Raw genomic sequence first — 26,137 nt, forward strand, 5'->3', positions numbered from 1 at the left:
ACCGCTCCCGGCCGCCGCCGGTCCGCCCGGTCGGCTGCGGGGGGGACGGCCGAGGTCGGCGTCGGCGGCCGCCCGGGCCGGAGTGGCGGTCACCGGCCGAGGTCGGCGTCGGCGGCCGCCCGGGCCGGAGTGGCGGTCACCGGCCGAGGTCGGCGTCGGCGGCCGCCCGGGCCGGAGTGGCGGTCACCGGCCGAGGTCGGCGGCGGTCGGTGGTGGTCGGCGGCCGAGCCGGGCGAGGGTGTGCGCCGGCCGGTCGGTGATGATCCCGTCCACCCCGGCGGAGAGCACCAGGTCCAGGTCCGCCGGTTCGTTGACGGTCCAGACGTAGACCTGGTTGCCGGCCGCGCGCAGCGCGGGGACCAGCTGCGGGCGGGCCCGCACCAGGCCGATCCCCGGGCCGGCGATCCGGCTGCCGAACGGCAGCCGACCCAGCCGCAGCCAGCGCGGCAGCACCTCCAGCAGCAGCACGGTGGGCAGCGCCGGGGCGAGCTCCCGCATCCGGCGTACGGCCAGCGGGGAGAAGGACATCACGGTCACCCGCACCGGATCGTCCGGTTTCGGCTCGGCGAGCCCGTACCGGCGCAGCACGGCGACCAGCCGGCGCTCGACGTCCCCGCCGTACCGGGACGGGTGTTTGGTCTCCACCAGCAGCCGCACCGGCCGGCCGGCGGCCAGTACGGCGTCGAGCAGCCGCTCCAGGGTGAGCAGCCGGGTGTGCGACTCGTCGAGCACCTCGTCCCCGTCGGCCGGTACGCAGCCGGGGTGCCACGAGCCGAAGTCCAGCGCCTCGAGTTCGGCGAGGGTACGCGCGCTGACCAGACCGCGGCCGTTGCTGGTCCGGTCCAGCCGGCGGTCGTGTACGCAGACCAGGTGCCCGTCCCGGGTCAGCCGGACGTCGCACTCCAGCCCGTCCGCGCCCTCGTCGAGGGCGCGCAGGTAGGCGGCGAGGGTGTGCTCCGGCAGGTCGTACGAGGCGCCGCGGTGCGCGAAGACCAGGGGTTCGGCCATGCCGTCCGCCTAGAGGACCCGCCCCGGCTGCCCGTTGCCGTCGACCACCGGGCGGCCGGCGGCGGCCCACTCGCCCATCCCGCCCGCGACGTTGCGCACCTGGTCCCAGCCGTTGCGCGTCAGGTACGCGACGACCTGGGCGGAGCGCCCGCCGGAGCGGCAGATGACCGCCACGTCGCGGTCGGTGGGCACCTCGGCCAGCCGGGCGGGCAGCTCCATCATCGGCAGGTGGTGGGCGCCGGGGGCGTGGCCGGCGGCCCACTCGTCGTCCTCGCGGACGTCGAGCAGGTAGGTGTCGTCGGCGATCTCGGGCACGGTCACGGTGGGAACCTGGGGTCCGAACACGGGTACCAAGCCTAGATCCTGGCCGGGCCGACCGCCGCAGCCACGGTCGCCGGTCCGGTCACAACCGGGTCACCCAGCGGGGATTGGCCCGGGCCCAGTCGGCCACCCCGGCCCCCCGGACCGCCTCGAAGAGACCGTTGCCCCCGTTGTCCAGCAGCACGTACGAGACCTGGTCGATGGTCTGCGGGTAGGACGGGACCTGTACCCCGCGCAGCGCGTCGCTGGGCAGGTCGCGCAGCGCGAGCAGCAGATCCTCCAGCGGCACGCCGTTGGTGTCCACGGTCAGCGAACCGCCGACCGCGCGGATCACCTGGTCGAGCTTGACCGGGTTGGTGCGCAGCCGGTTCTCGGAGGCGCGTTCCAGCATCGCCCGGAGCAGTTGCTGCTGGTGGGTCTGCCGGTCGTAGTCGCCGCCGGGCAGGTCGTAGCGCTGGCGCACGTAGTCCAGCGCCTGCGCCCCGTCCATCTGCTGGCAGCCGGGGTGGTAGACCCGGTCGGTGTGGATCGAGCGGACCTCGGTCTGCACGCACATCCGGACACCGCCCAGCAGGTCGATCACCTTGCGGAGGCCGGAGAAGTCGATCAGCGCCGCGCCGTCGAACCGGATGCCGGTCAGCCGGGCCAGCGTGGCGGAGAGCAGTCGGGCGCCCCCCTCGCCGCCCCCGCCGTGCTCGTACGCGGCATTGATCTTGTCCGGCCCGCCGCCGAAGCCGTTCGCGCCGGCCGGGATGGCCACCAGCAGGTCGCGCGGGACCGAGACCAGGTACGCCTCGCGCAGCCCGGCCGGCACGTGCACGATGAGGATGGTGTCGGTGCGCTGGTCCGGGCCGGTGGCGCCGGGGCGCGCGTCGGAGCCGATGAGCAGGTAGTTCAGCGGCCCGTCGAGGTCGGTCCGGTCCCGCCGGGCGCTCGGGTCGAGCAGTTGCTCGCGGAGCACCGTGCGGTCGTACCGGTCGGTCAGGGCGCGGACGCCGAACACGGCGACCCCGGCCAGCACCACCAGCGCCAGGCCGACGCCGAGCAGGACGCGGGACCAGCGCGGCGGCGCGGACCGGCTGCCCGCCCGGATCCGCTTCCGACCGTCCCGCCCCGACCTGGACGTGGCGCCCCCTCCCCGCCGCCCGTACGTGAAACCTGCTCACGTCAGGCTACGGTCGGGATGGCCCGGCCAGGCCCGGTTCGCCGAGATCCGCCCGGTCGCCCGGCCCTCGCCGGTCGCCGTCGGACCCACCGCCGCTACTTGCGGTTGGAGATCACTCCGGGGTTGGCGAAGACGAATTCGGCCAGCTTGTCCTCCTTGACCGCCCGGAACATGGCAAGGGTCTCCTCGCTGAGGGTCTCCTTGCCCGCGCCGTCGCCGTGGAAGGTGCCGCCGTTGGTCTTCAACATGGTCAACTCGTTGGCGGTGACCCCGCGCATGGTGAAGACGAAGTCGGCGACCGGCACCCCGCCGGTGTCCAGGATGAAGGCCTTGCCCGCCGCCTTGATCAGCTGGTTCAGCTTGACCGGGTTGGTCAGCGTGCCGTTGTCGCTGGCCTTGCGGGCCATCGCCTTGATCAGCTGCTGCTGGTTCGCCTGCCGGTCGTAGTCGCCGTTCTTGAGGCTCTTGCGCTGCCGGGAGTAGTCCAGCGCCGCCCAGCCCTCCATCTCCCGGCAGCCCTTCTTGTGCACCACCGGGGTCATCGGCTTGCCGGTCTTCTTGGCGTCCGCGTTCCACATCGGCTTGCCGTCGACGTACGACATGTGGATCGAGGCGACCTCCTGCTTGACGCAGATCCGCACCGACCCGAGGGCCTCGATCACGTTCTTGAAGCCGCCGAAGTTGATGATCGCGGCGCCGTCGAAGCTGATCCCGGTCATCTTCTTGATGGTCTGCGCCATCAGCTGGGCGCCGCCCTCCCAGCCGCCGCCGTTGCGGGCGCCGGCCTGGAACGCCGCGTTGATCTTGTCGACCCCGCCGGCGTAGCCACTCTTCTTGAAGGCCGGGATGTGCGCCTCGGTGTCCCGGGGAATCGAGATCAGGTACGCCTGGTCGTGGGTCGCCGGGATGTGCAGCACGATGATGCTGTCCGCGCGGACGTCGTCGGCGGCCCAGCGCTCCCGGGCGTCCACGCCCAGCAGCAGCATGTCGATCGGGCCGTCCAGGTTCGCGCCGCCCTCCGCGTCGGTCTTGCCGGCGTCACCGAGCAGGTTGCGCTGGGCGATGTTGCCGGTCGCCTGGCTGATCAGGGCCTTGCTGCCGACGATGGCGACACCGCTGGTCATCATCAGCACCGCGCCGAAGACGACGGTGAGCCGGGCCCAGAGCGGGTCCTTGCGGCGCTTCCGCTTCTTCGCCGGGCCGCCGCCGCCCTTGCCGGGTGGTGCCGCGACGGCGGAGGACACCCGCACGGCGGCGCGGGGTGGCTCCAGCGACGAGGGGCGTCGGCTGGTCTGAACCGGCATGCGTGCTCCAGCTCGCGTGATCAGGGGGCGGGACCACTGTACGTACGCTTTCCCGTCCTGGCGAGTTCGTCCCACGGCAAATTTCCGTTGCCCTGTAGGCCATCCAGGCGATCTGACCGAACGGACAGATCAATGCGACCGGTCGGCGGTTGGCCTCCCGGCGGCCGGAATCCGGCCGCCGACCGACGTCGACGACCGTCGACGTCCGACCCGACGCGGTGGCGCCGGGCCGGTCGATCCGTGGCGGGTCAGCCGCCGTCGCCCGCGGCCGGCTTCTGGTTGGCCTTCACCCAGTCGCCCATCGTGTCGCCGGCCATCGCCCGGTACATGGCGAGGGCCTTCTCCCGGTCGGAGACCACCACCGACTCCCCGTTGATCGTCTGGCTGCCCACGTGCGGGCTGGTGACGAAGGTGAGGTTCTCGCCGCGCAGGTTACGGAACTGCACCGCCATGTCCATCAACGAGAAGCCCTGGTCGACGGTGACCGCGTCGGTCACCGACTGGAGGAAGTCGTGCAGCTTCTTGGGATTGGTCAGCGTGCCCGTGCTCGCCGCCTTGTCCATCAGCGCGCGGAGGAACTCCTGCTGGTGCCGCATCCGGGCGAAGTCGCCGTCCGGGAACTGCTTGCGCTGCCGGATCCAGTCCAGCGCCTCGGCGCCGTCCATGTGGTTGACGCCCTTGGTGAACGTCCGGTACGGCTTGTGGATCGAGGTGATGGTCCGCTCCACCTTCAGGTCGACCCCGCCGAGCGCGTCGGTGACCTGCTTGAAGCCGGCGAAGTCGATCGCCATCACGTGGTCCAGCCGGACGTCGGTGAAGCACTCCACGGTCCGTACCGCGAGCGGCAGGCCGCCGAACGCGAACGCCGCGTTGATCTTTCCGCGCTGGCCGGAGCCGCACTCGGCGTTGGCGCTCTCCGGGATCGGCACGTACAGGTCGCGCGGGATGGAGACCAGGTAGGCCTGCTTGTGGTCGGAGGGGATGTGCATCACGATGATCGTGTCCGCCCGCCACTTGCTGCTCTGGTCGACCGGGGCGTCCGGGTCCCGGGAGTCGCTGCCGACCAGCAGGATGTTCAGCGCCCCCTCGACCGGCTTGGCCGGCCGACCACCGGTGATCTCCGAGAACGGGTCGGTGCGGGCCAGGTCGTTGTTCAGGTTGCGGGCGTAGAACCAGGCACCCACGCCGCCGAGCAGCGCGAGCACCAGCACGGCCACGCCGGCCACCATGGCGATCCGTCCCCAGCGCGGGCGCGGACCCCGCCGCTCCGGCCGGCCGGGGCGGCCCGGGCCACCGGGGCCGTCCGGGCCGATCGGGCCACCCGGGCCGCCGGGCCCGCCGGCCTGCGGCTGCTCGTCCGGCGCCGGGTACCAGCGCGCCTCACCCGGGCGGGCGCGTCCGGTGGCGCTCCGGCCGGAGCCGGGCACCGACGCGCGCCCGGCGCTGCGGTGCAGGTACGGGAGCGGAAGGCCGGCTGGCGTGGTCGCTGACATGTAACTCAGGGTACGTAGCCCGAGCGAGTACCGCCCTGATCCGCGGGCCGGTGTGGCGTCGGCGCGGTTACCCTAGCCGCTCGCGGAAGTACTCGATCGTGCGTCGCAGGCCCTCTTCGGGCGCCACGGTCGGCTCGTATCCCAGCAGTTCGCGGGCCAGCGTCAGGTCGGGCCGGCGCATCTCCGGGTCGTCGGCCGCCCGGGTGACGTACGTCACCTCGGAGCTGCTGCCGGAGAGTGACACGATCGTCTCGGCCAGTTGCCGCATGCTCATCTCGTGCTCGGTGCCGCAGTTGATCGGCCCGGTCTCGGTCGAGTCGAGCAGCAGCAGGATGCCCCGGACGAGATCCTCGACGTAGCAGATCGAGCGGGTCTGGTTGCCGGTGCCGTGCACGGTGATCGGCTCGCCGCGCAGCGCCTGGGAGATGAAGGTGGGGATGGCCCGCCCGTCGTCCGGCCGCATCCGCGGGCCGTACGTGTTGAAGATCCGGACGATCGCGGCGTCCAGTCCCCGACTGCGGTGGTAGGCCATGGTGGCCGCCTCGGAGAAGCGCTTCGCCTCGTCGTAGACGCTGCGGATGCCGATCGGGTTGACGTTGCCCCAGTACGTCTCCCGCTGCGGGTGCTCCTTCGGGTCGCCGTACGCCTCGGAGGTGGAGGCCATCAGGAACCGGGCGCCGTCGGCGACCGCGCGGTCCAGCAGGTGCAGGGTGGCCACCGAGCCGACCCGCAGGATCTCCACCGGCAGCTTCTCGAAGTCCGTCGGGCTGGCCGGCGAGGCCATGTGCAGGATCGCGTCGAACCGCTCGGCCACCGCCGGGTGGTGGTTCGGCAGGCCGTCGGAGATGTCCGCCTCGACCAGGGTGAAGGTCGGTTCGTCCAGCAGGTGGGCGACGTTCTCCTTCGACCCGGTGACGAAGTTGTCCAGCGCGACCACCGTGCAGCCCCGGGAGATCAGCACGTCCACCAGGTGTGACGGGACGAAACCGGCGCCGCCGGTGACGAGGATGCGGTGACCCGGTCCGAAGCGCGCTGCAACCTTCATGGTGGTCAGCCTACTCACCGGGCCGGTCCGGCACCCGGGGCCCGCGCCGCCGCGCGAAGGGGCCCCCGGTCGGTCGACCGGGGGCCCCTGGCGCGGGCCGGCTCAGTGCGCGCCGGCTCCGGTGAGGGAGCGGACCTCCAGTTCGGCGTACTTCGCGTCGTCGCGTTCCTTGGAGATGACGGTGCCGATCCACCCGCACAGGAAGCCGAACGGGATGGACAGGATGCCCGGGTTGGACAGCGGGAACCACTGCCAGTCGTGGTCCGGGAACATCGACGTCGCGGCCCCGGAGACCACCGGCGAGAAGAACACCAGCAGCACGGCCGAGAGCAGGCCGCCGTAGATCGCCCAGACCGCGCCCGAGGTGTTGAACCGCTTCCAGAACAGGCTGTAGAGGATGGCCGGCAGGTTGCCGGAGGCGGCCACCGCGAACGCCAGCGCCACCAGGAACGCCACGTTCAGGTTCTGCGCGAAGATGGACAGCACGATCGAGATCGCGCCGATCACCAGCGCGGAGATCCGGGCCACCGCGACCTCCTGCCGCTCCGAGGCCTGGCCGTTCTTCATGACGTTGGCGTAGAAGTCGTGCGCGAGGCTCGACGACGAGGCCAGCGTCAGTCCGGCGACCACGGCCAGGATGGTGGCGAAGGCGACCGCCGCGATCACCGCCAGCAGCGTCGCCCCGCCCAGGTCGCCGCCGAGGAAGTCCACGCCGAGCGCCTCGGCCAGCTGGGGCGCCGCGGTGTTGCCGGCCCGGTCCTGGGCGGTGATCGCCTCGCCGCCCACCAGGGCCGCCGCGCCGAAGCCGAGGGCCAGGGTGAGCAGGTAGAAGGTGCCGATGATGCCGATCGCCCAGAGCACGCTCTTGCGGGCCGCCTTCGCGGTCGGCACCGTGTAGAAGCGGATCAGGATGTGCGGCAGGCCGGCGGTGCCGAGCACCAGGGCGATGCCGAGCGAGAGCAGGTCCATCTTGTTGTAGAAGGTCTGCGTGGCGTTGCCGGCCACCTCGACCCCGTAGCGCAGCCCCGGCTCCAGGAACGCGCTGCCCTTGCCCGACGACGACGCGGCGTCGCCGAGCAGCGAGGAGAGGTTGAACTTGTACTTGGCCAGCACCAGCAGCGTCATGATGATCGCGCCGCCCATCAGCAGGAACGCCTTGACGATCTGCACGTAGGTGGTGCCCTTCATGCCACCCACCGTGACGTAGATGATCATCAGGGCGCCGACCAGGATGATCGTGGCGATCTTGGCGGCGTCCGCGTCCATGCCGAGGAAGGTCGTCCCGGGCTTGATGCCGAGCAGCAGCGCCACCAGCGCGCCGGCGCCCACCATCTGGGCCAGCAGGTAGAAGATCGACACGGTGATGGTGGAGACCGCCGCGGCGGTCCGCACCGGGCGCTGGCGCATCCGGAAGGCCAGCACGTCGGCCATCGTGTACCGGCCCGAGTTGCGCAGCAGCTCGGCGACCAGCAGCAGCGCCACCAGCCAGGCGACCAGGAAGCCGATCGAGTAGAGGAAGCCGTCGTAGCCGTAGAGGGCGATCAGGCCGGCGATACCGAGGAACGAGGCCGCCGACATGTAGTCGCCGCCGATCGCCATGCCGTTCTGGAAGCCGGAGAAGGACCGGCCGCCGGCGTAGAAGTCGGTGGCGGTCTTGGTCTGCCGGCTGGCCCAGATGGTGATGGCCAGCGTCACCGCCACGAAGACCAGGAAGAGGGTGATGGTCAGGTTGCGGGCGGTGGTGTCGCCCGCCTCAGCCGCGAGGACCGTGTTCATGGGTCACCTCCCCGATCTCGGCGCGGATCCGGTCGGCGACCGGGTCGATCTTCCGGTCGGCGTGCCGGGAGTAGAGCCAGGCGATGAGGAAGGTGGAGACGAACTGGAGCAGGCCGAAGACGAGGGCGACGTTGATGTTGCCGAAGAGCTTCGTGCCCATGAACCCCCGCGCGTACGCGGACAGGATCACGTAGAGCGCGTACCACAGGAAGAACGCGACGGTCATCGGGAAGACGAAGCCGCGCAGCGCGCGGCGCAACCCGGCGAACTCGTCCGACCGCTGTACGGCGAGATACCGGTCCGGCGTGGACGCGTCGGCCGGCGCGGGTGTGTCCGTGGACATCTGTGGATCACCACCTTCACAGGCATCGGGGATTTCCGCGCACGGTAGGAAGCGCGCTCCCCGCCGGGGAAGGCCGAGATCGACGCCGGTCGCCGGGTGCGCCGAACGGCACGGTGGCTGCGCCGAGTGACCCAGCTCACTCCGACGAGCGGTCGCCGGACGGCAGCCCGGGCCGTCGACCGGGTCGTTCGGGCCGGCTCGGTCGGCTCGGTCCGGCGCTGGTCAGACCAGCTCGCGGTAGCGGCCCCGGTAGTGCAGCAGCGGGTCCGTCTCCTCGGCCAGCTCGACGGCCTCGATGGTGGCCTCCACCAGCAGGCCCCAGCCGAACTCCCGGGCGGTGTCCAGCCGGCAGCCGGCCCACCCGCCGGCGTCGGCCGGCACCGGCCCGTAGGGCGTGTCGGTCCACTCGCCGGTGGCGAAGAGGCCGCCGGGGGACGGGAAGAGGCCGGCGAACCGGTCGGCGAGCTGCCGGTGCGGCGGGCCCAGCGGGGCCACCGCGAACCGGCCGGCGGCCTCGGCCGCCGCCCACAGGTCGGACTCCGGGTCGACGAGGCCGAGCAGCCGGTCCGGCTCACCCTCGGCCACCAGGGTGGACGACACCGTCAGGCCCGCCGGGCCCGGCGCCGTCCAGAGCGTCACCGGCGCGGCCAGCCGACCCCGCAGCCGGCGTACGGGCGAGCGCTGCCCCGCCGGTACGGCGAACGGATCGGTGTGGTGGATCTCGGCACCCGGCTCATGATTCACGTGGAACATTCTGCCGCTCGCCGCCGTCGCCCGTGCCGGCTCCGCACGCTGACGACGGCGAGGGCGCCCGGCGGAACCCAGCGCCTCCCACCCCGCTGAGCACTCCGCAAGATCGTGCTCGATCCACGAAGTAGTGGCCTCCAGGCCGGTGGGAGGCCACTACTTCACTGATCGAGCGCGACCCTGGCCGGCAGATCCTGCTCAGTCGGGGGCGAGTGAACGGCGGGCGGCGGCCAGGACCTCGGGGTCGGTGCAGCCGGTGGCGTAGCCGGCGATCCGGCGACGGATGTCGCGGCCGAGCAGCCACACCCCGATCCGCTCGGCGACCGGGCGCAGGAACGCGGGACGGCAGCGGAAGCTGTAGCGCCAGGTGGCGATCGTGTGGCCCGGTTCCGGGGCCGGCGCGAACCGCCAACCGCCGGCGAAGATCTCGAAGAACCACGGCCCGCGCACCATCTTCATGCCGACGTGGCTCGGCGGAGCCCAGGAGACGTACTCGCTCACCATGACCAGCCCGTGCCGGGAGCGGGTGAAGGTGCGCACCCCCTTGCCGGGCCGGATCGCCCCGTCGGTGAAGTGCTGCTCCCGGACGAACGGGTCCCACCGGTAGCGGACCGGCGCGGTGGTCTGGGAGACCGCGAAGGCCAGCGCGGGTGGCACCGGCACGGTCGTCACCGCCTCGACGACAGGCATCCGCCCATTCTGGCCGCCCCCGGCAAACCGACCGGTCAGCGGCGGGGGGTCACGGTGGCGAGCAGTTCGGGCTGGCGGCGGTCGAGCACGTCCCCGACCAGGTACGCGCCGAGCAGCGCGGCGCCCAGGCCGTAGGCGGCGCCGACCGGCAGGGCCAGCCAGTGCCAGACGTCGCCGAGCAGCGCCGCGGCCACCACCATCGGCACCGCCGCGACCATCGTGCCGACCATGGCCAGCAGGGTGAGGAAACTCTTCGCCACGCCGGCGCCGCTGTTCAGCGCGAACGGGTTGCTCGTCTCCGGCAGCGCGTACGCACCGAGCACCGAGACGAGGCTGTTCACCGCCAGCCCGACGCCGTAGGTGGCGAGCAGGCTGCCGGAGGTCACCCCGACCCAGCCGGGCCGGCCGAGGATCACCGCCAGCGCGACCGAGACGACCGCCAGCATCGGCAGCACGTAGAGCGAGAACGCCGCCATCCGGGCCCGCAACTCCTGCTGGCCCGGTACGCCGGCGACCAGGTGCGCGGCGTACGCGCTGCCGTCGAAACCGAACTGGTTGGCCAGGGTGACCGAGGCGAGCACGCCCACGAAGACCATGGAGAGGCTGACCAGCAGCGGTGACGAGGTGTCCGGCACGGCGAACCCCTGGGTGTCGCCGGCGGTGAGGTTGGCGCCACCCAGGTTGACCATGACGGGCACGAAGAGCCCGACCACCGCCACGGTGACCAGGTTCGCCCGCCGCCGGGCGTCCCGCCACCAGTACCGGGCCTCCCGGGCCACCAGCGCGCCGAACCGGTCCCGCCGGGCCCAGCCCACCCAGCGCGGGAAGAGCTGCGCCACCGCGCCGCCGGCCGGGCCGCGCCGGGCCGGAGCCGGGCCGGCGCTGGCCGCACCGACCATCGCCGACTCCAGCGAGCGGGACCACCAGGCCAGCAGCGCCACCAGGGCCAGTGCGGTGATCAGCAGCTTGACCGGGGCGGCCCAGACCCGCCCCTCGGCCAGGTCGATGCCGGCCGTCCAGGGTGCGCCGAACGGGGTCCAGCCGACCACCTCCGCCATCGGATCGAGCCGGTCCCAGTCCGCGTCCCGCAACGCCGCCAGGCCGAAGATCTGCAGCGGGCCGAGCAGCGCCGCGGCCACCGCGAGCAGCACGGCGGCCAGGTCACGGACCCGCCGCGAGCGGAGCATGGCGGCGAACGCGCTGGTGACCGCCCGGGCGGCGGCGACGCAGAGCAGCACCCCGGCGAGCACCCCGACCACCTGCACCACGGCCGCCGACCAGCCACCCAGCGCGCCGGCGGTGACCACCAGCCCGGAGAGGGCCAGCAGTACCGCGACCGCTGGCACGCTCACCAGGGCGGCGGCGAGCAGCCCGGTGACCAGGGTGCGGCGCGGCAGTGGCAGCAACGCGAACCGGGCCGGGTCGAGGGTCTCGTCCACCCCGAAGAAGACCAGGGGCAGCAGCAACCAGCCGAGCACCGTCAGGCCGCCACCGAACGCGGCGATCATCAGCGCGTACCGGTCGTTGCCGGCCAGCCCGGGCGCGGCGAAGAGGAAGAAGCCCGTGCCGGCGAACCAGAGCCCGAACACCGCGCCGACCACGTAGAGCGCGATCCGCCAGGCCTGGCCGCGGAAGTTGTTGACCATCACCCGGAGCTTGAGCCGGACGAAGTGGCGCGGGGACACCCGGTGGGTCGCCGCGGCCGTGGCGGTCGGGGCGGCCGGGGCGGTCACCGGGACAGCCACGCCAGCTCCTCGCCGGTCGCCGTCCGCCCGCCGACCACCTCGACGAAGACCTCCTCCAGCGAGCGGTCGCCGCGTACCTCGGGCAGCGTGCCGACCCGCTTGATGGTGCCGGCGGCCAGGATCGCGACGTGCGAGCAGAGCCGCTCGACGACCTCCATCACGTGGCTGGAGAAGACCACCGTCCCGCCGCCGGCCACGTACCGCTGGAGGATGTCGCGGATGAGCGCGGCGGAGACCGGGTCGACCGCCTCGAACGGCTCGTCGAGCACGAGCAGCCGCGGCCCGTGCAGCAGCGCGCAGGCCAGGCCGATCTTCTTCTTCATGCCGGCCGAGTAGTCGACCACCAGGGTCCGGCCGGCGTCGCCGAGCGCGAGCACGTCGAGCAGCTCCGCCGCCCGCTGGTCGACCACCGCCGGGTCCATGCCGCGCAGCAGGCCGTGGTACGCGAGCAGCTCCGCGCCGCTGAGCCGGTCGAAGAGGCGTACGCCGTCCGGCATGACGCCGAGCAGCCGCTTGGCGGCGACCGGGTCGGCCCAGACGTCGTGCCCGAGCACCCACGCCCCGCCGGCGTCCGGCCGGAGCAGCCCGACGGCCATCGACAGGGTGGTGGTCTTGCCGGCGCCGTTCGGGCCGAGCAGGCCGTAGAACGAACCGGCCGGCACGTCGAGGTCGACTCCGGCCACGGCGATCTTGCCGTCGAACGCCTTCGCCAGGCCACGCAACGACAGGGCCGGCTGCTCACCAGTCATGCGTACGACGGTAACCGTCGGTGCCGAATACCTGGTCCGGCCGAGGGATGATCCGCCGTCATCCCGCAGTCGTACGCGCCGGCATGCAACCGGACACCCGGCTGGCGGGTGACAGGTGCAGGATCGGCGGTCGGAGGTGCGATGAACACCGATGTCGGGTTCGAGGAGTTCTACCGGGCCACGAGACACCGGGTGGTCACCGTGCTCTACGCGCTCTGCGGCGACCTGACCGAGGCGCAGGACGCCGCCCAGGAGGCGTACGTGCGGGCCTGGCAACGCTGGCGACGGATCGGGGAGTACGGCGACCCGGAGGCGTGGGTACGCACGGTCGGGCATCGGCTGCTGGCCAACCGTTGGCGCAAGATCCGGAACGGGCGGCTCGCGTACCGCCGGCACGGCGCCGCCCCCGCGGTCGGGCCGCCGTCCGAGGACACCGTCGCGCTGGTGGCGGCGCTGCGCCAGTTGCCGGCCGAGCAGCGGGAGGCGGTCGTCCTGCACCACCTGGCCGACCTGTCAGTCGCCGAGATCGCCGCGCAGACCGGGGTGCCGACCGGCACCGTCAAGGCGCGCCTGGCCCGCGGCCGGAAGGCCCTGGCCGACCTGCTCGGCACCACCCTTCCCGAGGAGGTCAGCAATGCCTGATCCGCTCTTCGCCGGCCTGTACCGGGACACCGAGCAGCTGACCTGGGCATCGGCGGAGCAGCTGCGGGGCCGCGCCCGGCAGTTGAGCCGCCGGCGGGCCGCCGCGGTGCTGGCCGGCGTCGCCGCCGTGGCGGTGGTCGCCGCCGGCACGGTGGCCCTGGCCGGTCGCCCGGACGCGGCCCCCCGGCCGGTACCGCCCGCCACCGGCTCGCCCACCCCGTCGGTGGCGCCCACCCTGCCACCCGCGCCCTGGCCGGCTCCCGACCCGGACGAGCCGCCCGTCGAGGAGGCGGCCATGCTCCAACCGGGCGACGTGACGGCCGGTTACCGCCCGACCGGCGCCGAGGCGGACGAGGACGGGAGCTTCGGATCCCGGACGGTCCACTGCCTCGACCCGACCCACCCGTTGCGCCGGCACGTTCCGCCGCGGGCGGAACGGGAACAGACCTTCCAGCGGGGTGCGGACGAACTGATCTTCGAGCGGGTGCAGCGGCACCTCAACACCAACCGGGTCCTGCTCGTGGTGCGGGCCACGGTCGAGGTCTGCCGCGACGAGGGGGTGGCGCTGACCGTCCTCGAGGACGTCCCCTTGCGGTCCCCGGACCAGTTGAAGGAGTTGCTGGTGGTCCGGGTCGATCACGCCGGCGGTGGCAGTTCGCTGCACGTCTTCGTCGCGGCGGGGGAGATGCTCGCCGAGGTGTGGGGACCCGGGCTGATCGATCCGGCGGAGGCCGGACGCCTCGCCCAGCGGGCCACCGAGCGGCTCTGCGACGTGCAGCTCTACTGCTGACGGCCGGGCTGCAGGCGCAGCGACTCCGGGGTGTGCAGGCGGAGCATGGTGGCCCCGACGTCGGCCGGCGCCCGGCGGCGGGTGGCCAGCGACACCGCCACCATCACGGTGAAGGCGAGCGGCACCGTCCAGGCGGCCGGCTGCGCGGTGAGCGTGGCCGGCCAGCCGGACAGCGGCGGCCCGACCACGGTGACCAGCACCGCGACGATCGCGGCGCCGCCGCCGACCAGGATCCCGGCGGCCGCGCCGAGGTCGGTCAGCCCGCGCCACCAGATGCCGAGCACCAGCAGCGGGCAGAAGCTGGACGCGGCGACCGCGAACGCCAGCCCGACCACCTGCGAGACGTCGAGCCCGGCGAGGTTGAGCGCGAGCACCGCCGGCACCGCGCCGGCGATCACGGTGGCCAGCCGGAAGCCGCGTACCGAGCCGCGGCCGAGCACGTCCGTCGAGATCACTCCGGCGACGCTGGTGAGCAGCCCGGACGAGGTGGAGAGGAAGGCCGCGAACGCGCCCGCGGCGACCAACGCGGCGAGCAGCCGCCCGGTGGTGCCGTGGCCGAGCACGGCCTCGGGGAGCAGCACCACCACCGCGTCGGTCTGCCCGGTGACCAGCAGTTGCGGGGTGTAGATCCGGCCGAGCACCCCGTAGATCGTGGGGAGCAGGTAGAAGACGCCGACCAGGGCGAGCACCACCAGGGTGGTGCGCCGGGCAGCCGCGCCGTCCGGGTTGGTGTAGAAGCGCACCAGCACGTGCGGCAGCCCCATGGTGCCGAGGAAGGTCGCCAGGATCAGCGAGTAGGTGGCGAAGAGTCCCTGGTCGTCGTCGCCGGCCGTGCTGGGCAGCAGCCACTCGGCGGCGTCGGTGGCCACCCCGGAGACCTCCGGCACCGGGTCGCCGGCGGCGAAGCTCAGCTCGTCGCCGGGGCGTACCTCCCGGATCTGGCCGTCGGGCAGGGTGAGGGTCGCGTGATGCTCGACCACGACGGTGGTCGCGGCGCGGAACGCCGGCCCGTCGGGCGGGGTCACCGCGGGCCGGGCGTCGGCCTGCCACTGCAACGCCAGGAAGATCGCGGGTACGGCGAGCGCGGTGAGCTTCAGCCAGTACTGGAAGGCCTGGACGAAGGTGATCGCCCGCATGCCGCCGAGCGCCACGTTGGCGGTCACCACCACGGCCACCACCAGCGCGCCGACCGGGTACGCCGAACCGGTGACGGTGCTCAGCGTCAGTCCGGCCCCCTGCAACTGCGGCACCAGGTAGAGCCAGCCGATGAAGATGACGAAGATGGTGGCCAGGGTGCGCAGCCGACGCGAGCCGAGCCGCAGCTCGCAGAAGTCGGGCAGGGTGAACGCGCCGGAGCGGCGCAGCGGCGCGGCCACGAAGAGCAGCAGGGCCAGGTAGCCGGCGGCGAAACCGACCGGGTACCAGAGCACGTCCACGCCGTACTTGAGGATCAGCCCGGCGACGCCGAGGAAGCTCGCCGCGGAGAGGTACTCCCCGCCGATCGCCGCCGCGTTCCAGGTCGGACTGATCACCCGGGAGGCGACCAGGAAGTCGGAGGTGGTGCGGGCCAGCCGCAGCCCGTAGAAACCGATGCCGACGGTCACCAGGGTGACCGCGACGATCGCCGGTACGACGAACGAGTTGCCCACCTCAGCGCTCCGGCCGCTGGACCAGGTCGGTGAAGTCCTGCTCGTTGCGCTCGGCCAGCCGCACGTACGCCCAGCCGACCCCGATCAGGAACGGGAACGACACCACCCCGAGCAGCAGCCAGGGCAACTTGACGCCGAGCACGGTGACCCGGCCGACCGCCGGCGCGATGGCGAACAGCCAGGGGAGCCCGCCCAGCCCGATCGCCACCACCAGCGAGAGCCGCAGGGCCAGCGCCAACTGGGCACGCACCAGGCCGCGGACCAGCGCCTCGCCGACCCGGGTCTGCTGGGCCAGCTCGGTGCGGGTGCGGTCGGCCCGGTCGTCCCGCCGGGACACCTCGGCCAGCACGATCCGGGCACGCCGGGGCGGCTCCGGCGCCCGGGGCGCCGGTACGGGATCGTCGGCAGCGGCCACCCGGGAAGTCTCGCCTGCTCAGCCCGAATGTCAAGGGGCGTCACGACCGCTGTGGACAACTTGTGGAAAACGCTTCACCCCTGTGGACAACGCCGGGCACGAAGCTTTAAGGGACCATTAAGTCCGGATTCGTCCGTCAGCTGTTTTACCCGGTCGTTCGGGCCGGATCGGCCTTGCCGGCATTGACCCCGACACCTACGCTGGGGCGGCAATTCCCTATTCCTCTTCTTCCACGGGGTTTCTATGCGCAAATTCCGCACTCTGCTCGGCGCTACCCTCGCCGGCGCATGTGCACTCGCCGTGGTGCCGGGTACGGCCTCCGCGGCACCGGCCGCACCGCAGCAGGCGGCGGCGGCGATCGACGACACCACCGGTGCCTTCTACTCGCTCGCCCCGGCCCGCCTGCTCGACACCCGCAGCGGCGTGGGCGCGCCGGCCGGCGCGATCGGCGCGACCAAGAAGGTCGACCTCCTGGTCGCCGGGCGGGGCGGCGTTCCGGCCGTCGGCGTCGGCGCGGTCGTGCTCAACGTGACCATCACCGGTCCGACGTCGAGCAGCTTCGTCACCGCCTACCCGGCGGGCGAGGCGCGGCCGAACGCCTCCTCGATCAACTTCCCCAAGGGTTGGCTGGGCTCGAACAACGTCACGGTCAAGCTCGGCGCGGGCGGCAAGGTGTCGGTCTACAACCACTCCGGTTCGACCCACGTGGTGGTGGACGTCGTCGGCTTCTACGCCGCCGACAACAGCATGGCCAACCGCAACGGCGGTGAGTACCAGGCGTACATCCCGGAGCGGATGTTCGACACCCGCTACGACGGCACCGGCAAGATGCCGGCCGGCTCCTACATCGACTACGCGATCGACTTCGGGCCGGAGAACCCGAACGTCCGGAGCCTGGTCATCAACCTCACGGCGGTCTCGCCGGCGAAGGCGGGCTTCCTGACCGCCTGGTCCGGTGCGGGCAGCATGCCGACCGCGTCGACGGTCAACTACGGCGCCGGCAAGGTGGTGCCGAACCTGGCCTTCGTGCAGACCCGTCCGTGCTACGAGGACTGGTGCTCGGAGATCTGGGGCGCCCCGATGTTCCGGGTCTACACCTCGCAGTCCGCGCACTTCGTGACCGACCTGGTCGGCATGATGGACGACGGCAGCCTGGAGTACGGCCTGCGGTTCAAGCCGATCAGCCCGACCCGGATCGCCGACAGCCGGATCGGTCAGGGTTACCCGGCCATCCTCGGCCCGGGTGCGGTGCGCACCGTCGCCACCCCGTCCGAGCTGCTCACCGAGACGACCGACGTGCTGGCGATGAACATGACCGCCGTCGCGCCGACCAACAACACCGTCATCACCGTCTGGCCGTTCGGCTACCAGAACTTCCCGAAGCCGGGCACCAGCAACCTCAACCCCGCCGCCGGCCAGACCGTGTCCGGTGCGGTGCTGACCCCGATCGGGCCGGCCACGGCGACGCCGGCCCGCGCGTTCAACACGCACAACCTCTCGGGGAACGTGCACATGATCGCTGACGTGGTCGGCACGTTCTACTACCCGGAGCCCGTGTCGGCGACCGCCGCCGCGGCGCTCAAGGCCGGCAAGGCCGCTCCGGTGGCCGGTAAGGCGTTCCGGGCGTCGACCGCCAGCTGAGCACCACCCGCGTCAAGGGGCGCCCCGGCCGGACGGCCGGGGCGCCCCCGCTTTGTGTCGCCCCGGCGGTGTGCGGCGTCGACCAACCACCATGGGTGCTCGGACGGGATCCGAAAGGGACTTGTGTGCAGGTCACGGTCTTGCCGGCATAGATGACCGACCCTAGTCTGGCGGGCGAAGCCCTGTCTCTCTCCTCCCCCGGGGTCCCTTATGCGCACAGTCCGTGTCCTGCTCGCCGTGACCGCCGTCGGGGCGTGCGCGTTGGCCGGGCTGCCAGCGTCCGCCGCGCCCGTCACGAAGCCGGCCGCGGCGCCGGCGCGCTCCGCCGTCGCGGCCGACACAGTGGTCGGGACGTACTATCCGTTGGCGCCGGAGCGGCTGATGGACACCCGCAGCGGGCTCGGCGGGCGGACCGGCCCGCTCGGTGCCCGTACCACTGTCGAGCTGGCGGTGGCGGGAAGCGGCGGGGTTCCGGCGAGCGGAGCCGGCTCGGTCGTGCTCAACGTGACAGTCACCGGCCCGACCGCGAGCAGCTACCTGACCCTCTACCCGGCCGGGCAGACCCGGCCGACCGCGTCCTCGGTCAACTTCGGCGCGGGCTGGCTGGGCTCGAACAACGTCACGGTGAAGCTCGCGCCGAACGGCCGGGTGGCGATCTACCAGCATGCCGGCAGCGCACACGTGGTGGTCGACGTGGTCGGCTTCTACGCCAGCAGCGACACGGTGCGTGGCAGCCACGGCCGGGGTGGGCAGTACCAGCGGGTCACACCGACCCGGTTGGTCGACACCCGGCGGGAGCGCGGCCCGATCGAGGGCAACACCCGGATCAACCGCTGGGTCGACTTCGGCCCGGTCAGCCCGCACGTCACGGCGCTGGTCCTGAACATCACCGCCGTCCGGCCGCAACGCTCCGGGTTCCTCAGCGCCTGGGCCGGCGACGGCCCGGTGCCCACCTCCTCCACTGTCAACTACGGCGCCGGCACGGTGGTGCCCAACCTGGCCTACGTGCGGACCGCCATCTGCCACGACTGCGGGCCCTGGTACGGGGTACCGATCTTCGCGGTGCACAGCCTGCGCACCACCGACATCGTCGTCGACCTGGTCGGGGTGATCGACGACGGGTCCCTGCCGGGCGGCCTGCGGTTCACCCCGCTCGCCCCGACCCGCATCGTGGACAGCCGCATCGACGTCGGCACCTCGGGGGCGCTCGGCGCGAACGCGACCCGCCGGATCACGGCGCCCGCCACGGTGGCCACCGGCGCCACCCACGTGCTGGCGACGAACGTGACAGCGGTCGCGCCGACGGCCGACACCGTCGTCACGGTCTGGCCGGCCGACGCCGGCGTGGCCCGGCCGACGGCCAGCAACCTGAACCCGGCCGCCGGGCAGACCGTCTCCAACGCGGTGCTGGCCGGGATCGGCCCGACGGACGCGTTCGCGGCGCACAACCTCGCCGGCAGCACGCACCTGGTGACCGACGTGGTGGGCACCTTCCACCTGCCGTCGGGGGCCGCGCCGGCCGACCCGCTGCGGGTCCTCGCCACCGGCGGCTACTGACGGCCTCGGTCCACAGCGGTTGATCAAGCCGAACGTTTCGGACCGTAGCGGGACGTGGCCTTGTAGCCCGTGGTCGTCGCTCCTAAGCTGGGCCGACCCATCTTCGCCCATCGTTCTTACGGGGACCGAATGCGAACACTCCGCGCACTGCTCGGCACCGGTGTCGCCCTGACCACGGCCTGCGCGCTCACGGCCGCCCCGGCCACCGCCCAGCCGCAGGCGGCGAGCGCCGCCGTGGACGTGACCGGCACCTACTACCCGGTCGCTCCGGCCCGGCTGATGGACACCCGAGCGGGTCTGGGTGCGCCACAGGCCACGATCGGTCCGTCCGGCCAGGTCGACCTCCAGGTCGCCGGGCGGGGCGGCGTACCGGCCAGCGGGGTCGGTGCGGTCGTCCTCAACGTGACGATCACCGGCCCGACCGCGGACGGCTTCGTCACCGTCTATCCAGCGGATCAGCCCCGCCCGAACGCATCCTCGGTCAACTTCGCCAAGGGCTGGTTGGGCTCCAACAACGTCACCGTCAAGCTCGGCTCCGGCGGGCGCGTGTCGGTGTTCAACCGGAACGGCGACACGCACGTCGTGGTTGACGTGATCGGCTTCTACGCGGCGGACAACACTCTGGCCAGCCGCGGCATGGGCAGCTTCTACCACCCGCACCGGCCGAGCCGGATCTACGACAGCCGGACCGACCCGGATCTGGGCGGCCGGAAGCGCGGGGCCGGCAGCTACCTGCACCTGACCCGGCTGCTCGGCGGGGACAACCCGCACACCCGGGCGCTGGTCCTGAACATCACCGTGGTCGACCCCGAGCAGGACGGCTTCGTCACGGCCTGGTCGGGTGCGGGCGAGCGACCCGCCGTCTCCACGGTGAACTTCCGCGCCGACACCGTCACGCCGAATCTCGCGATCGTGCAGACCCGGGCCTGCGACGGTGACCTCTGCTCACCGGAGGGCGCCCCGACCTTCTCCATCTACACCTCGGCCACCGCACACATCGTGGTGGACGGCTTCGGGATGATGGACGACGGGACGAAGCTCTACGGCTACCGGTTCCAGCCGTTGCACCCGACCCGGATCGTCGACAGCCGCACCGGCCTGGGCACGGCGGGCGCGTTCGGCGCCGGCGACATCCGCAAGGTGACCCCGCCGGCGGCGATGGGGACCACGGAGGACGTGGCGCTGGCGATGAACGTGACGGCCGTGGCGCCGACGGGGCACACAGTGCTCACCGTGTGGCCGGCCGACTGGCCCGACTACGGCATCCCGGAGGCGAGCAACCTCAACCCGGCACCCGGGCAGACCGTGTCCGGCGCGGTGTTCGGCGAGCTCGGTCCGTACGGGAAGTTCAACGTACGCAACCACGCGGGCAGCGTGAACGTCGTCGTCGACGTGGCGGGCCGCTTCTACCGGTCGTGAGGTACTCCGGCATCCGTACCTGATAGGGCAGGGTCGACGTGGCGGGCGCCCCGGCAGCACCGGGGCGCCCGCCGCCGACCTCAGGCCAGGCCGATCCGTTCCGGGCGGGCAGAGGCGGAGCCGAGCCAGGTGTGCGGGTTGCCGTACCAGCACCAGCCCAGCTTCGGCGCGCCCTGGCTGATCCAGATCGCCGGCACCCGCTTGTCGCCGCAGCGCGAGCCGACCAGCGAGAAGCACTTGTTCTTCGCCAGTACCGCCGGGTACAGCGTGACGAAGGCCAGCCCCTCGTCGATGGTGAGCGGCAGCCGGTCCTGGGCAGTGATCACCTCCATCGCGTCCGCCGGGGCCAGGTTCAGCGTCTCCTCGCCCCGGTCGACGTCGAAGAGCAGGTACGTCGGGCCCTCGGGCACCTCCAGTTCCTTGATCGGGTCGAACTTCGGCAGGTCGTCCTCGGTGTAGTGCCGGTCGAGGACGCCGGGCTTGCGCTTGCCGGCCAGCGTGGTGAGCGCCAGCCGCTCCTCGACCGGCACCAGGTCGCGGGTGACCACCAGCAGGAACGGCACCCGTGCCTCGGTGGGCTCGGGCAGGCCCGCCGCGCCGGTGACGGCCGCCGCCCGCAGCGGGGCGACCAGTGCCCGGAAGGCGTCCTCGGTCAGGTTGGCGAGTGCCGGGTAGCCCAGGTCCACCAGGCGGTCGAGTTGGCGGTCGAATTCGGTCGCGGCGTCGAACAAGGCGGCCTCCTTTCTCGTACGGAGTACCGTACAGCGTACGACATCCTGCTTCTATTCCCGCCCGCCAGCGGTTGCTGCAACCCTCTGCCGGGACTCGTCCGTCCTCAGGTCATGAAGGTCATCCGGAAGCGGATCGGTGTGCCCCTCGCGGTTCTCCTCGGCCTGGCCCTGACCGGCGAGGTCGCCGTGATCGGTGCGCGCCCGACCGTCGTCGGCGGTGGGCCGCTGCCCGTCACCACGCCGGTCGTCAGCCCTCGGCCGGCGGACGCCCCGACGCCCGTCCCCACCGCACTGCCGGGCTCCGCACGGGCGCGACGGGTGGCGGTGACGGGGCGGCGGCTGGTCGTGCTGGTGCGCCAGGCGCTGCGTGCGGAGTTCCCGGACGCGGTGTGGGGCGCGAGCCCGGCGCACTCGGTGCGCACAGGGCGGGACGGCCGCACGACATCGGTACAGGTCGGCGCGCCGCTGGTGCACCAGGGCCGCCGGGGCGAACTCCGGGTGCGGGTCAGCTTCGGGCCACCGAGCTTCGACTGGTCCTGCCGGTCCGCCGACCGGCGCACGGGCGCGCTCTGCGACGAGTCTCCGGCTCCCGACGGCACCCGGACGAAGGTCCAGACGAGCGTCGGACGGGACGGCTCGGTCCGGCACCGGGTCGACGTCGAGTTGCCCGAGCACGGCCGGCTCCGGTTGGACGTGCACAACGGCTCCGGGGCGGTGCCACCCGCCGCGGACGCCCCGCTGCTGATGGAGGAGGCCCAGGCGGTGGCCCTCGACGTCGCCGCCCGGATCGGACCGTGACCCGCCGCGATCCAGGCCGGTCCGGTCCAACCTCGCCGCGCGATCGCTGCGTCGTACCGCCGTGATGGTCAGCGAAGGGGAACAGCGCGGTGAAGCGGGCCCCTCAGTGCGAGCGTCAGCAACATGGTGGGGGTCGACGAGCAGGCCGTCGCGGCCCAGCCGGAGACGCGGCTCTCCGCCGGACAGTTGATGGCGCTGGCGGTGCGGATCGCCGAGCAGATCAGGGCCTGACAGCGGGCCCGCCGGCGGGCGGGACTGGGGCCGGGGTCACCGGTTCCAGTCCTGCTTCGCCGCCCGTACCAGCTTGTCCTTCAGCTCCCGGGTGTGCCGGCGGCTCACCGGTAGCTCGGTCGAGTCGATCACCACGACGTACCCGGAGTTGACCAGCCGCAGCTCGGCGATCAGCTTGAGCTGCACCAGGTACGACCGGTGGATCCGGACGAAACCGGCATCCGCCCAGCGCTCGGCCAGGGTGGCCAGCGACACCCGGACCAGGTGGGAGCCGTCGGCGGTGTGCAGCCGGGCGTAGTCGCCCTGCGCCTCCACCCAGCGCACCGCCGAGCGGGGCAGCATCCGGGTGGTGCCGGCCAGCTCGATCGGGATGGTCGGGTCCTCCTCGGCCCGGGCCAGCGCGGCCGGGTGCGAGGGCACCACCCGGGAGCCGATCACCCGGCGCAGCGACTCGGCCAGCCGCTCGGCCCGCACCGGCTTGCGGACGTAGTCGGTGGCGCCCAGGTCGAACGCGTCCACCGCGCCGTCGTCGTACGCGGTGACGAAGACGATCGCCGGCGGCCGGGCGAACCGGCGCAGCACCCGGGCCAGCTCCATGCCGTCCAGCCCGGGCATCCGGATGTCCAGGAAGACCACGTCCACGTCGCCGTCGCGGAGCACCCGCAGCGCCTCGGTGGCGTCGCCGGCGGTGTGCAGCCGGGCCACCCGGGGGTCCGACCGCAGGTGGTACGCCAGCTCGTCGAGCGCCGGCGGCTCGTCGTCGACGGCCAGCACCCGGAGGAACCCGGTCGCGTTCACGAGCCCGCCCGGACGCCCGGGTGGAACTTCGGCACCCGCATGCTCACCTTCGTACCCGAGCCGAGCCCGGTCTCGACGACCAGGCCGAAGCCGTCCCCGAAGACCGACCGGAGCCGCTCGTCGACGTTGGAGAGGCCGACGTGCTGGCCCGGGTCGTCGCCCGGGTCACCGGCCGCCAACTCGGCGATGCCGGCGGTCAGCGTGGCCGGATCCATCCCCACCCCGTCGTCCTCCACCGTGATGTGGCACTCGGCGCCCGCGTCCCGGGCCTCGATGCTCACCATGCCCGTGCCGGGCTTGCGGGACAACCCGTGCCGGACGGCATTCTCCACCAGCGGTTGCAGGCAGAGGAACGGCAGCGTCACCGGCAGCACCTCCGGGGCGATCTGGAGCCGCACCTGGAGCCGGTCGCCGAACCGGGCCCGTTCGATGGTCAGGTAGCGGTCGATCGAGCGCAGCTCCTCGGCCAGCGTGGTGAACTCGCCGTGCGCCCGGAACGAGTAGCGGGTGAACTCGGCGAACTCCAGGATCAGCTCGCGCGCCCGCTCCGGGTCGGTGCGGACGAACGAGCCGATCGCGGTCAGCGCGTTGTAGATGAAGTGCGGGCTGATCTGGGCCCGCAGCGCCCGGATCTCGGCCCGGGCCAGCCGCTCCCGGGACGAGTCCAGCTCGGCGAGCGCGAGCTGGTTGCCGGCCCAGTGCGCGGTCTCCAGGGTGGCCTGCACCAGCCCGGGCGCGGGCGCGCCGTCGGCGATCGCGAGCAGCGCGCCGACCACCCGCCCGTCCGGTCCGGCCAGCGGCGCCACCACCGCGCCGCGGACCGGGCAGTCGACCCGGTCGCAGTGCAGCTCGGAGTCGCCGAGCACGGTCGAGCGTCCGGCCGCCACCGCCCGCCGGGCCGCCGCGAGCAGTTGCTCGCCGTGGTGCCCGCCCCGCCCGTCCAGGGCGAGCAGCTCCGCCCGGTCGGTCAGCGCCAGCCCGACCGCGCCCACCAGGGCGCGCAGATGGCGTACGGCCTTCGCCGCGTTCGCCGCGCCGAGCCCGGCCCGCAGCGGCTCGGCGGCCAGCCCGGCGGTGTGCAGCACCTCGTAGGTGGCCCGCTGGGTGGCGGTGGCGATGCCCCGCCGGCCGCGCAGCCGGACCACCGCGAACAGGGCCGCGGCCAGCGCGGTGACCAGCGAGACGACGCCGAAGACGGCGGAGAGGTTGCCACCCACGCCCAGATCCTGTCGGCTCCGGGCCCGGACGCCAAGAGGTCAGTAGGCGCCCTTGCGGGCGAGCACCACGCCGACCGTGCGCCACAGGATGCTCAGGTCGTAGGCCAGCGACCAGTTGTCGACGTAGTAGAGGTCGAGCCGGACCGCCTCGTCCCAGGACAGGTCGGAGCGGCCGGAGACCTGCCAGAGCCCCGTCATGCCGGGACGCACCAGCAGCCGGCGGCGCACGTCGCCGAGGAAGTCGCCGTCGTCGGCGGGCAGCGGACGCGGCCCGACCAGCGACATCTCGCCCCAGAGCACGTTGATCAGCTGCGGCAGCTCGTCGAGCGAGGTGGCCCGCAGGAAGCGGCCCACCGGGAAGACCCGGGGGTCCTGCTTCATCTTGAACAGCATGCCGTCGGTCTCGTTCTGGTCGACCAGGCTGGCCAGCCGCTCCTCGGCGTCGACGTACATGGTCCGGAACTTCCACACCCGGAAGGTGCGGCCCTCGTGGCCCACCCGCGGCTGGCGGAAGAAGACCGGCCCCGGGTCGGAGATCCGGATCGCGATGGCGATGGCCACGAAGACCGGGATCAGCAGCAGCAGCCCGAGCCCGGCGGCCACCCGGTCCATCAGGTTCTTGGCCAGCAGCGCCGGCCCGGACAGGGTCGGCTCCTCGACGTGCAGCAGCGGCAGGCCCTCGATCGGGCGGATGTGCACCCGGGGGCCGGCGATGTCGGTCAGCTGCGGCGCCACGACCAGGTCGACGCCGGAGCCCTCCAGCTGCCAGGCCAGCCGGCGCAGCTCGCCCGGCTCGGCGCTGGCCGAGCCGCAGACCGCGATGGTGTCGCCGCCGACCTCGCGGACCAGGGCGAGCACGTCGCGGCCGGCGTACACCGGGACCGGGGTCTGCATGCCCCGGGCGGCCGCGTAGCCGTCGGTGACGTGGATGGCGACCGGCATCAGCCCGGCCGCCGGGTTGCGGGTGACCGCTGTGTAGACCTCGAGGCACTCCGGCAGGGTGCCGACCAGCACCATCCGGTGCCCCGCCTGGCCGATGTTGCGCCGGACCACGTGCAGCACGAAGCGGCAGAGGATCCGGTTCAGCAGGATCAGCATCAACGCCGCGAGCAGGGCGGTGCCGACGGTGTACCGGGACAGGTCGGTCTTGGTGGCGAAGGCCAGGAAGGAGACCGTGGCGGCCACCGCCACCCCGGCCCGGATCACCCGCTTGAACTCGTCCGGCCCGAGGCCCAGGTAGCGCCGGTCGTAGGCGCGGTTGCCCCAGAGGATCACCACCCAGCCGAGCGGCAGCAGCAGGAAGGCCACCGTGTGGAACCAGGTCGGGTCCTGCTCGGCGTTGTAGAAGCCGGCCCGGGACTGGTCGAACGCCTGGATGGCGATCAGGCTGGCCACCGCCGCCGCCGCGAAGTCGAGCAGCAGGAGCAGGGCGATGTAGGGGCGGTGCCAGCGCGACACCCGGCGGCGGGCCCGGGCCCACGCCGAACGCGGTACGCCGTTGTGGGACGGCGGCGCCGGCGGCTGGATCTCGAAGCTGTCGACGTGCCGCACGAGTTTGCTCCGGCCTTCGTTGGTTACCGGGCGCTGGAGGCTTGTCGTCACCTCACCCATGTCCTCCCGCATGACACGTGCCGCTCACTCGCCGTGAGGGCCCGGGTCGCCCACCGTCCCAGTCTCCCACGCGGCACCGACCCGGACGCCGACCCGGAGGACATTGCGCCTGGCTGGTGCGGCTGGGATCTGGCCGGCTCCGTGCCCTTTGGAAGCCGGGGACCGAGCCACTATACCGATGGATGGCCGCCCTGGAAGAGAGCCGGACCGGAGGTTCGGCGATCGGAGTCCGATTCCTCTCCGTAACCACGG

General features: G+C 72.8%; 23 protein-coding genes and 1 pseudogene. 6 read left to right on the forward strand and 18 right to left on the reverse strand.

What is annotated here, in order from left to right; genetic code table 11:
- Positions 1-183 precede the first annotated feature (183 nt).
- The 12 genes and pseudogenes from Q3W71_RS17575 to Q3W71_RS17630 all read right to left on the reverse strand — a co-directional run bounded on the left by Q3W71_RS17575 (position 184) and on the right by Q3W71_RS17630 (position 12,386).
- Positions 184-1,008 carry a glycerophosphodiester phosphodiesterase family protein gene (locus Q3W71_RS17575; protein ID WP_302920444.1) on the reverse strand — a complete coding sequence of 275 codons (825 nt, stop codon included), beginning with the start codon at positions 1,006-1,008 and terminating at the stop codon, positions 184-186.
- Between the two features lie 9 nt (positions 1,009-1,017).
- Positions 1,018-1,353, reverse strand: a complete 336-nt coding sequence (locus tag Q3W71_RS17580; protein ID WP_302920445.1) for a rhodanese-like domain-containing protein — start codon at positions 1,351-1,353, stop codon at positions 1,018-1,020.
- A 58-nt stretch (positions 1,354-1,411) separates the two neighbouring features.
- Complete coding sequence (locus Q3W71_RS17585; RefSeq protein ID WP_302920446.1) at positions 1,412-2,353, reverse strand: LCP family protein; 942 nt, start codon at positions 2,351-2,353, stop codon at positions 1,412-1,414.
- Between the two features lie 236 nt (positions 2,354-2,589).
- Positions 2,590-3,798, reverse strand: a complete 1,209-nt coding sequence (locus Q3W71_RS17590) for an LCP family protein (RefSeq protein WP_302920447.1) — start codon at positions 3,796-3,798, stop codon at positions 2,590-2,592.
- A gap of 248 nt (positions 3,799-4,046) precedes the next feature.
- Positions 4,047-5,291, reverse strand: coding sequence for an LCP family protein (locus tag Q3W71_RS17595; protein ID WP_302920448.1), 1,245 nt, complete (start codon positions 5,289-5,291; stop codon positions 4,047-4,049).
- 67 nt (positions 5,292-5,358) lie between these two features.
- On the reverse strand, positions 5,359-6,336 hold the full coding sequence (locus Q3W71_RS17600; protein ID WP_302920449.1) for an NAD-dependent epimerase/dehydratase family protein: 978 nt from the start codon (positions 6,334-6,336) through the stop codon (positions 5,359-5,361).
- Between the two features lie 102 nt (positions 6,337-6,438).
- Entirely contained in the window at positions 6,439-8,112 is a 1,674-nt protein-coding gene (locus Q3W71_RS17605; protein WP_302920450.1) for a cation acetate symporter, read from the reverse strand.
- Positions 8,090-8,455: a DUF485 domain-containing protein gene (locus tag Q3W71_RS17610; RefSeq protein ID WP_088996602.1), complete on the reverse strand. Its 366-nt coding sequence runs from the start codon at positions 8,453-8,455 to the stop codon at positions 8,090-8,092. The genes Q3W71_RS17605 and Q3W71_RS17610 overlap by 23 nt, the downstream gene beginning before the upstream one ends.
- A 222-nt stretch (positions 8,456-8,677) precedes the next feature.
- Positions 8,678-9,214: pseudogene (locus Q3W71_RS17615) on the reverse strand (flavin reductase family protein); the annotation flags it as partial.
- A gap of 186 nt (positions 9,215-9,400) precedes the next feature.
- Positions 9,401-9,892 carry an SRPBCC family protein gene (locus Q3W71_RS17620; protein WP_302920451.1) on the reverse strand — a complete coding sequence of 164 codons (492 nt, stop codon included), beginning with the start codon at positions 9,890-9,892 and terminating at the stop codon, positions 9,401-9,403.
- Between the two features lie 35 nt (positions 9,893-9,927).
- Complete coding sequence (locus Q3W71_RS17625) at positions 9,928-11,625, reverse strand: ABC transporter permease (protein WP_302920991.1); 1,698 nt, start codon at positions 11,623-11,625, stop codon at positions 9,928-9,930.
- Complete coding sequence (locus tag Q3W71_RS17630) at positions 11,622-12,386, reverse strand: ABC transporter ATP-binding protein (RefSeq protein WP_302920452.1); 765 nt, start codon at positions 12,384-12,386, stop codon at positions 11,622-11,624. The genes Q3W71_RS17625 and Q3W71_RS17630 overlap by 4 nt, the downstream gene beginning before the upstream one ends.
- Before the next feature lie 141 nt (positions 12,387-12,527).
- On the opposite strand from Q3W71_RS17630, the gene Q3W71_RS17635 reads away from it, so the two are divergent.
- A complete protein-coding gene (locus Q3W71_RS17635; RefSeq protein ID WP_302920453.1) occupies positions 12,528-13,028 on the forward strand; it encodes a SigE family RNA polymerase sigma factor in 501 nt (166 codons plus the stop codon).
- On the forward strand, positions 13,021-13,818 hold the full coding sequence (locus Q3W71_RS17640) for a hypothetical protein (protein ID WP_302920454.1): 798 nt from the start codon (positions 13,021-13,023) through the stop codon (positions 13,816-13,818). The genes Q3W71_RS17635 and Q3W71_RS17640 overlap by 8 nt, the downstream gene beginning before the upstream one ends.
- On the opposite strand, the gene Q3W71_RS17645 is transcribed toward Q3W71_RS17640, so the two are convergent.
- A complete protein-coding gene (locus tag Q3W71_RS17645; protein WP_302920455.1) occupies positions 13,809-15,467 on the reverse strand; it encodes a cation acetate symporter in 1,659 nt (552 codons plus the stop codon). The genes Q3W71_RS17640 and Q3W71_RS17645 overlap by 10 nt on opposite strands.
- A 1-nt stretch (position 15,468) precedes the next feature.
- A complete protein-coding gene (locus Q3W71_RS17650) occupies positions 15,469-15,882 on the reverse strand; it encodes a hypothetical protein (protein WP_302920456.1) in 414 nt (137 codons plus the stop codon).
- 303 nt (positions 15,883-16,185) lie between these two features.
- Between Q3W71_RS17650 and Q3W71_RS17655 the strand changes: the two genes are divergently transcribed.
- The 3 genes from Q3W71_RS17655 (at position 16,186) to Q3W71_RS17665 (ending at position 20,499) form a co-directional block, all read left to right on the forward strand.
- Complete coding sequence (locus Q3W71_RS17655; RefSeq protein WP_302920457.1) at positions 16,186-17,523, forward strand: hypothetical protein; 1,338 nt, start codon at positions 16,186-16,188, stop codon at positions 17,521-17,523.
- A 210-nt stretch (positions 17,524-17,733) separates the two neighbouring features.
- Positions 17,734-19,080 carry a hypothetical protein gene (locus Q3W71_RS17660; RefSeq protein ID WP_302920458.1) on the forward strand — a complete coding sequence of 449 codons (1,347 nt, stop codon included), beginning with the start codon at positions 17,734-17,736 and terminating at the stop codon, positions 19,078-19,080.
- 129 nt (positions 19,081-19,209) lie between these two features.
- A complete protein-coding gene (locus Q3W71_RS17665; protein ID WP_302920460.1) occupies positions 19,210-20,499 on the forward strand; it encodes a hypothetical protein in 1,290 nt (429 codons plus the stop codon).
- Positions 20,500-20,579: 80 nt separating this feature from the next.
- Here the strand turns inward: Q3W71_RS17665 and Q3W71_RS17670 are convergent, their stop codons facing one another.
- Positions 20,580-21,230, reverse strand: coding sequence for a DUF5701 family protein (locus tag Q3W71_RS17670; protein WP_302920461.1), 651 nt, complete (start codon positions 21,228-21,230; stop codon positions 20,580-20,582).
- Between the two features lie 111 nt (positions 21,231-21,341).
- On the opposite strand from Q3W71_RS17670, the gene Q3W71_RS17675 reads away from it, so the two are divergent.
- On the forward strand, positions 21,342-22,028 hold the full coding sequence (locus Q3W71_RS17675) for a hypothetical protein (protein WP_302920462.1): 687 nt from the start codon (positions 21,342-21,344) through the stop codon (positions 22,026-22,028).
- A 267-nt stretch (positions 22,029-22,295) separates the two neighbouring features.
- Here Q3W71_RS17675 and Q3W71_RS17680 read toward each other — a convergent pair whose 3' ends face one another.
- From Q3W71_RS17680 to Q3W71_RS17690, 3 genes are read right to left on the reverse strand one after another with little or no spacing between them, the layout of a single operon-like run.
- Positions 22,296-23,057: a LytTR family DNA-binding domain-containing protein gene (locus Q3W71_RS17680; protein ID WP_302920463.1), complete on the reverse strand. Its 762-nt coding sequence runs from the start codon at positions 23,055-23,057 to the stop codon at positions 22,296-22,298.
- Entirely contained in the window at positions 23,054-24,274 is a 1,221-nt protein-coding gene (locus Q3W71_RS17685; RefSeq protein WP_302920464.1) for a sensor histidine kinase, read from the reverse strand. The genes Q3W71_RS17680 and Q3W71_RS17685 overlap by 4 nt, the downstream gene beginning before the upstream one ends.
- Before the next feature lie 39 nt (positions 24,275-24,313).
- Complete coding sequence (locus tag Q3W71_RS17690; RefSeq protein ID WP_302920992.1) at positions 24,314-25,885, reverse strand: sugar transferase; 1,572 nt, start codon at positions 25,883-25,885, stop codon at positions 24,314-24,316.
- Positions 25,886-26,137 lie beyond the last annotated feature (252 nt).

It is taken from the genome of Micromonospora sp. C28SCA-DRY-2 (genome assembly GCF_030519475.1).
Taxonomy (GTDB): domain Bacteria; phylum Actinomycetota; class Actinomycetes; order Mycobacteriales; family Micromonosporaceae; genus Micromonospora.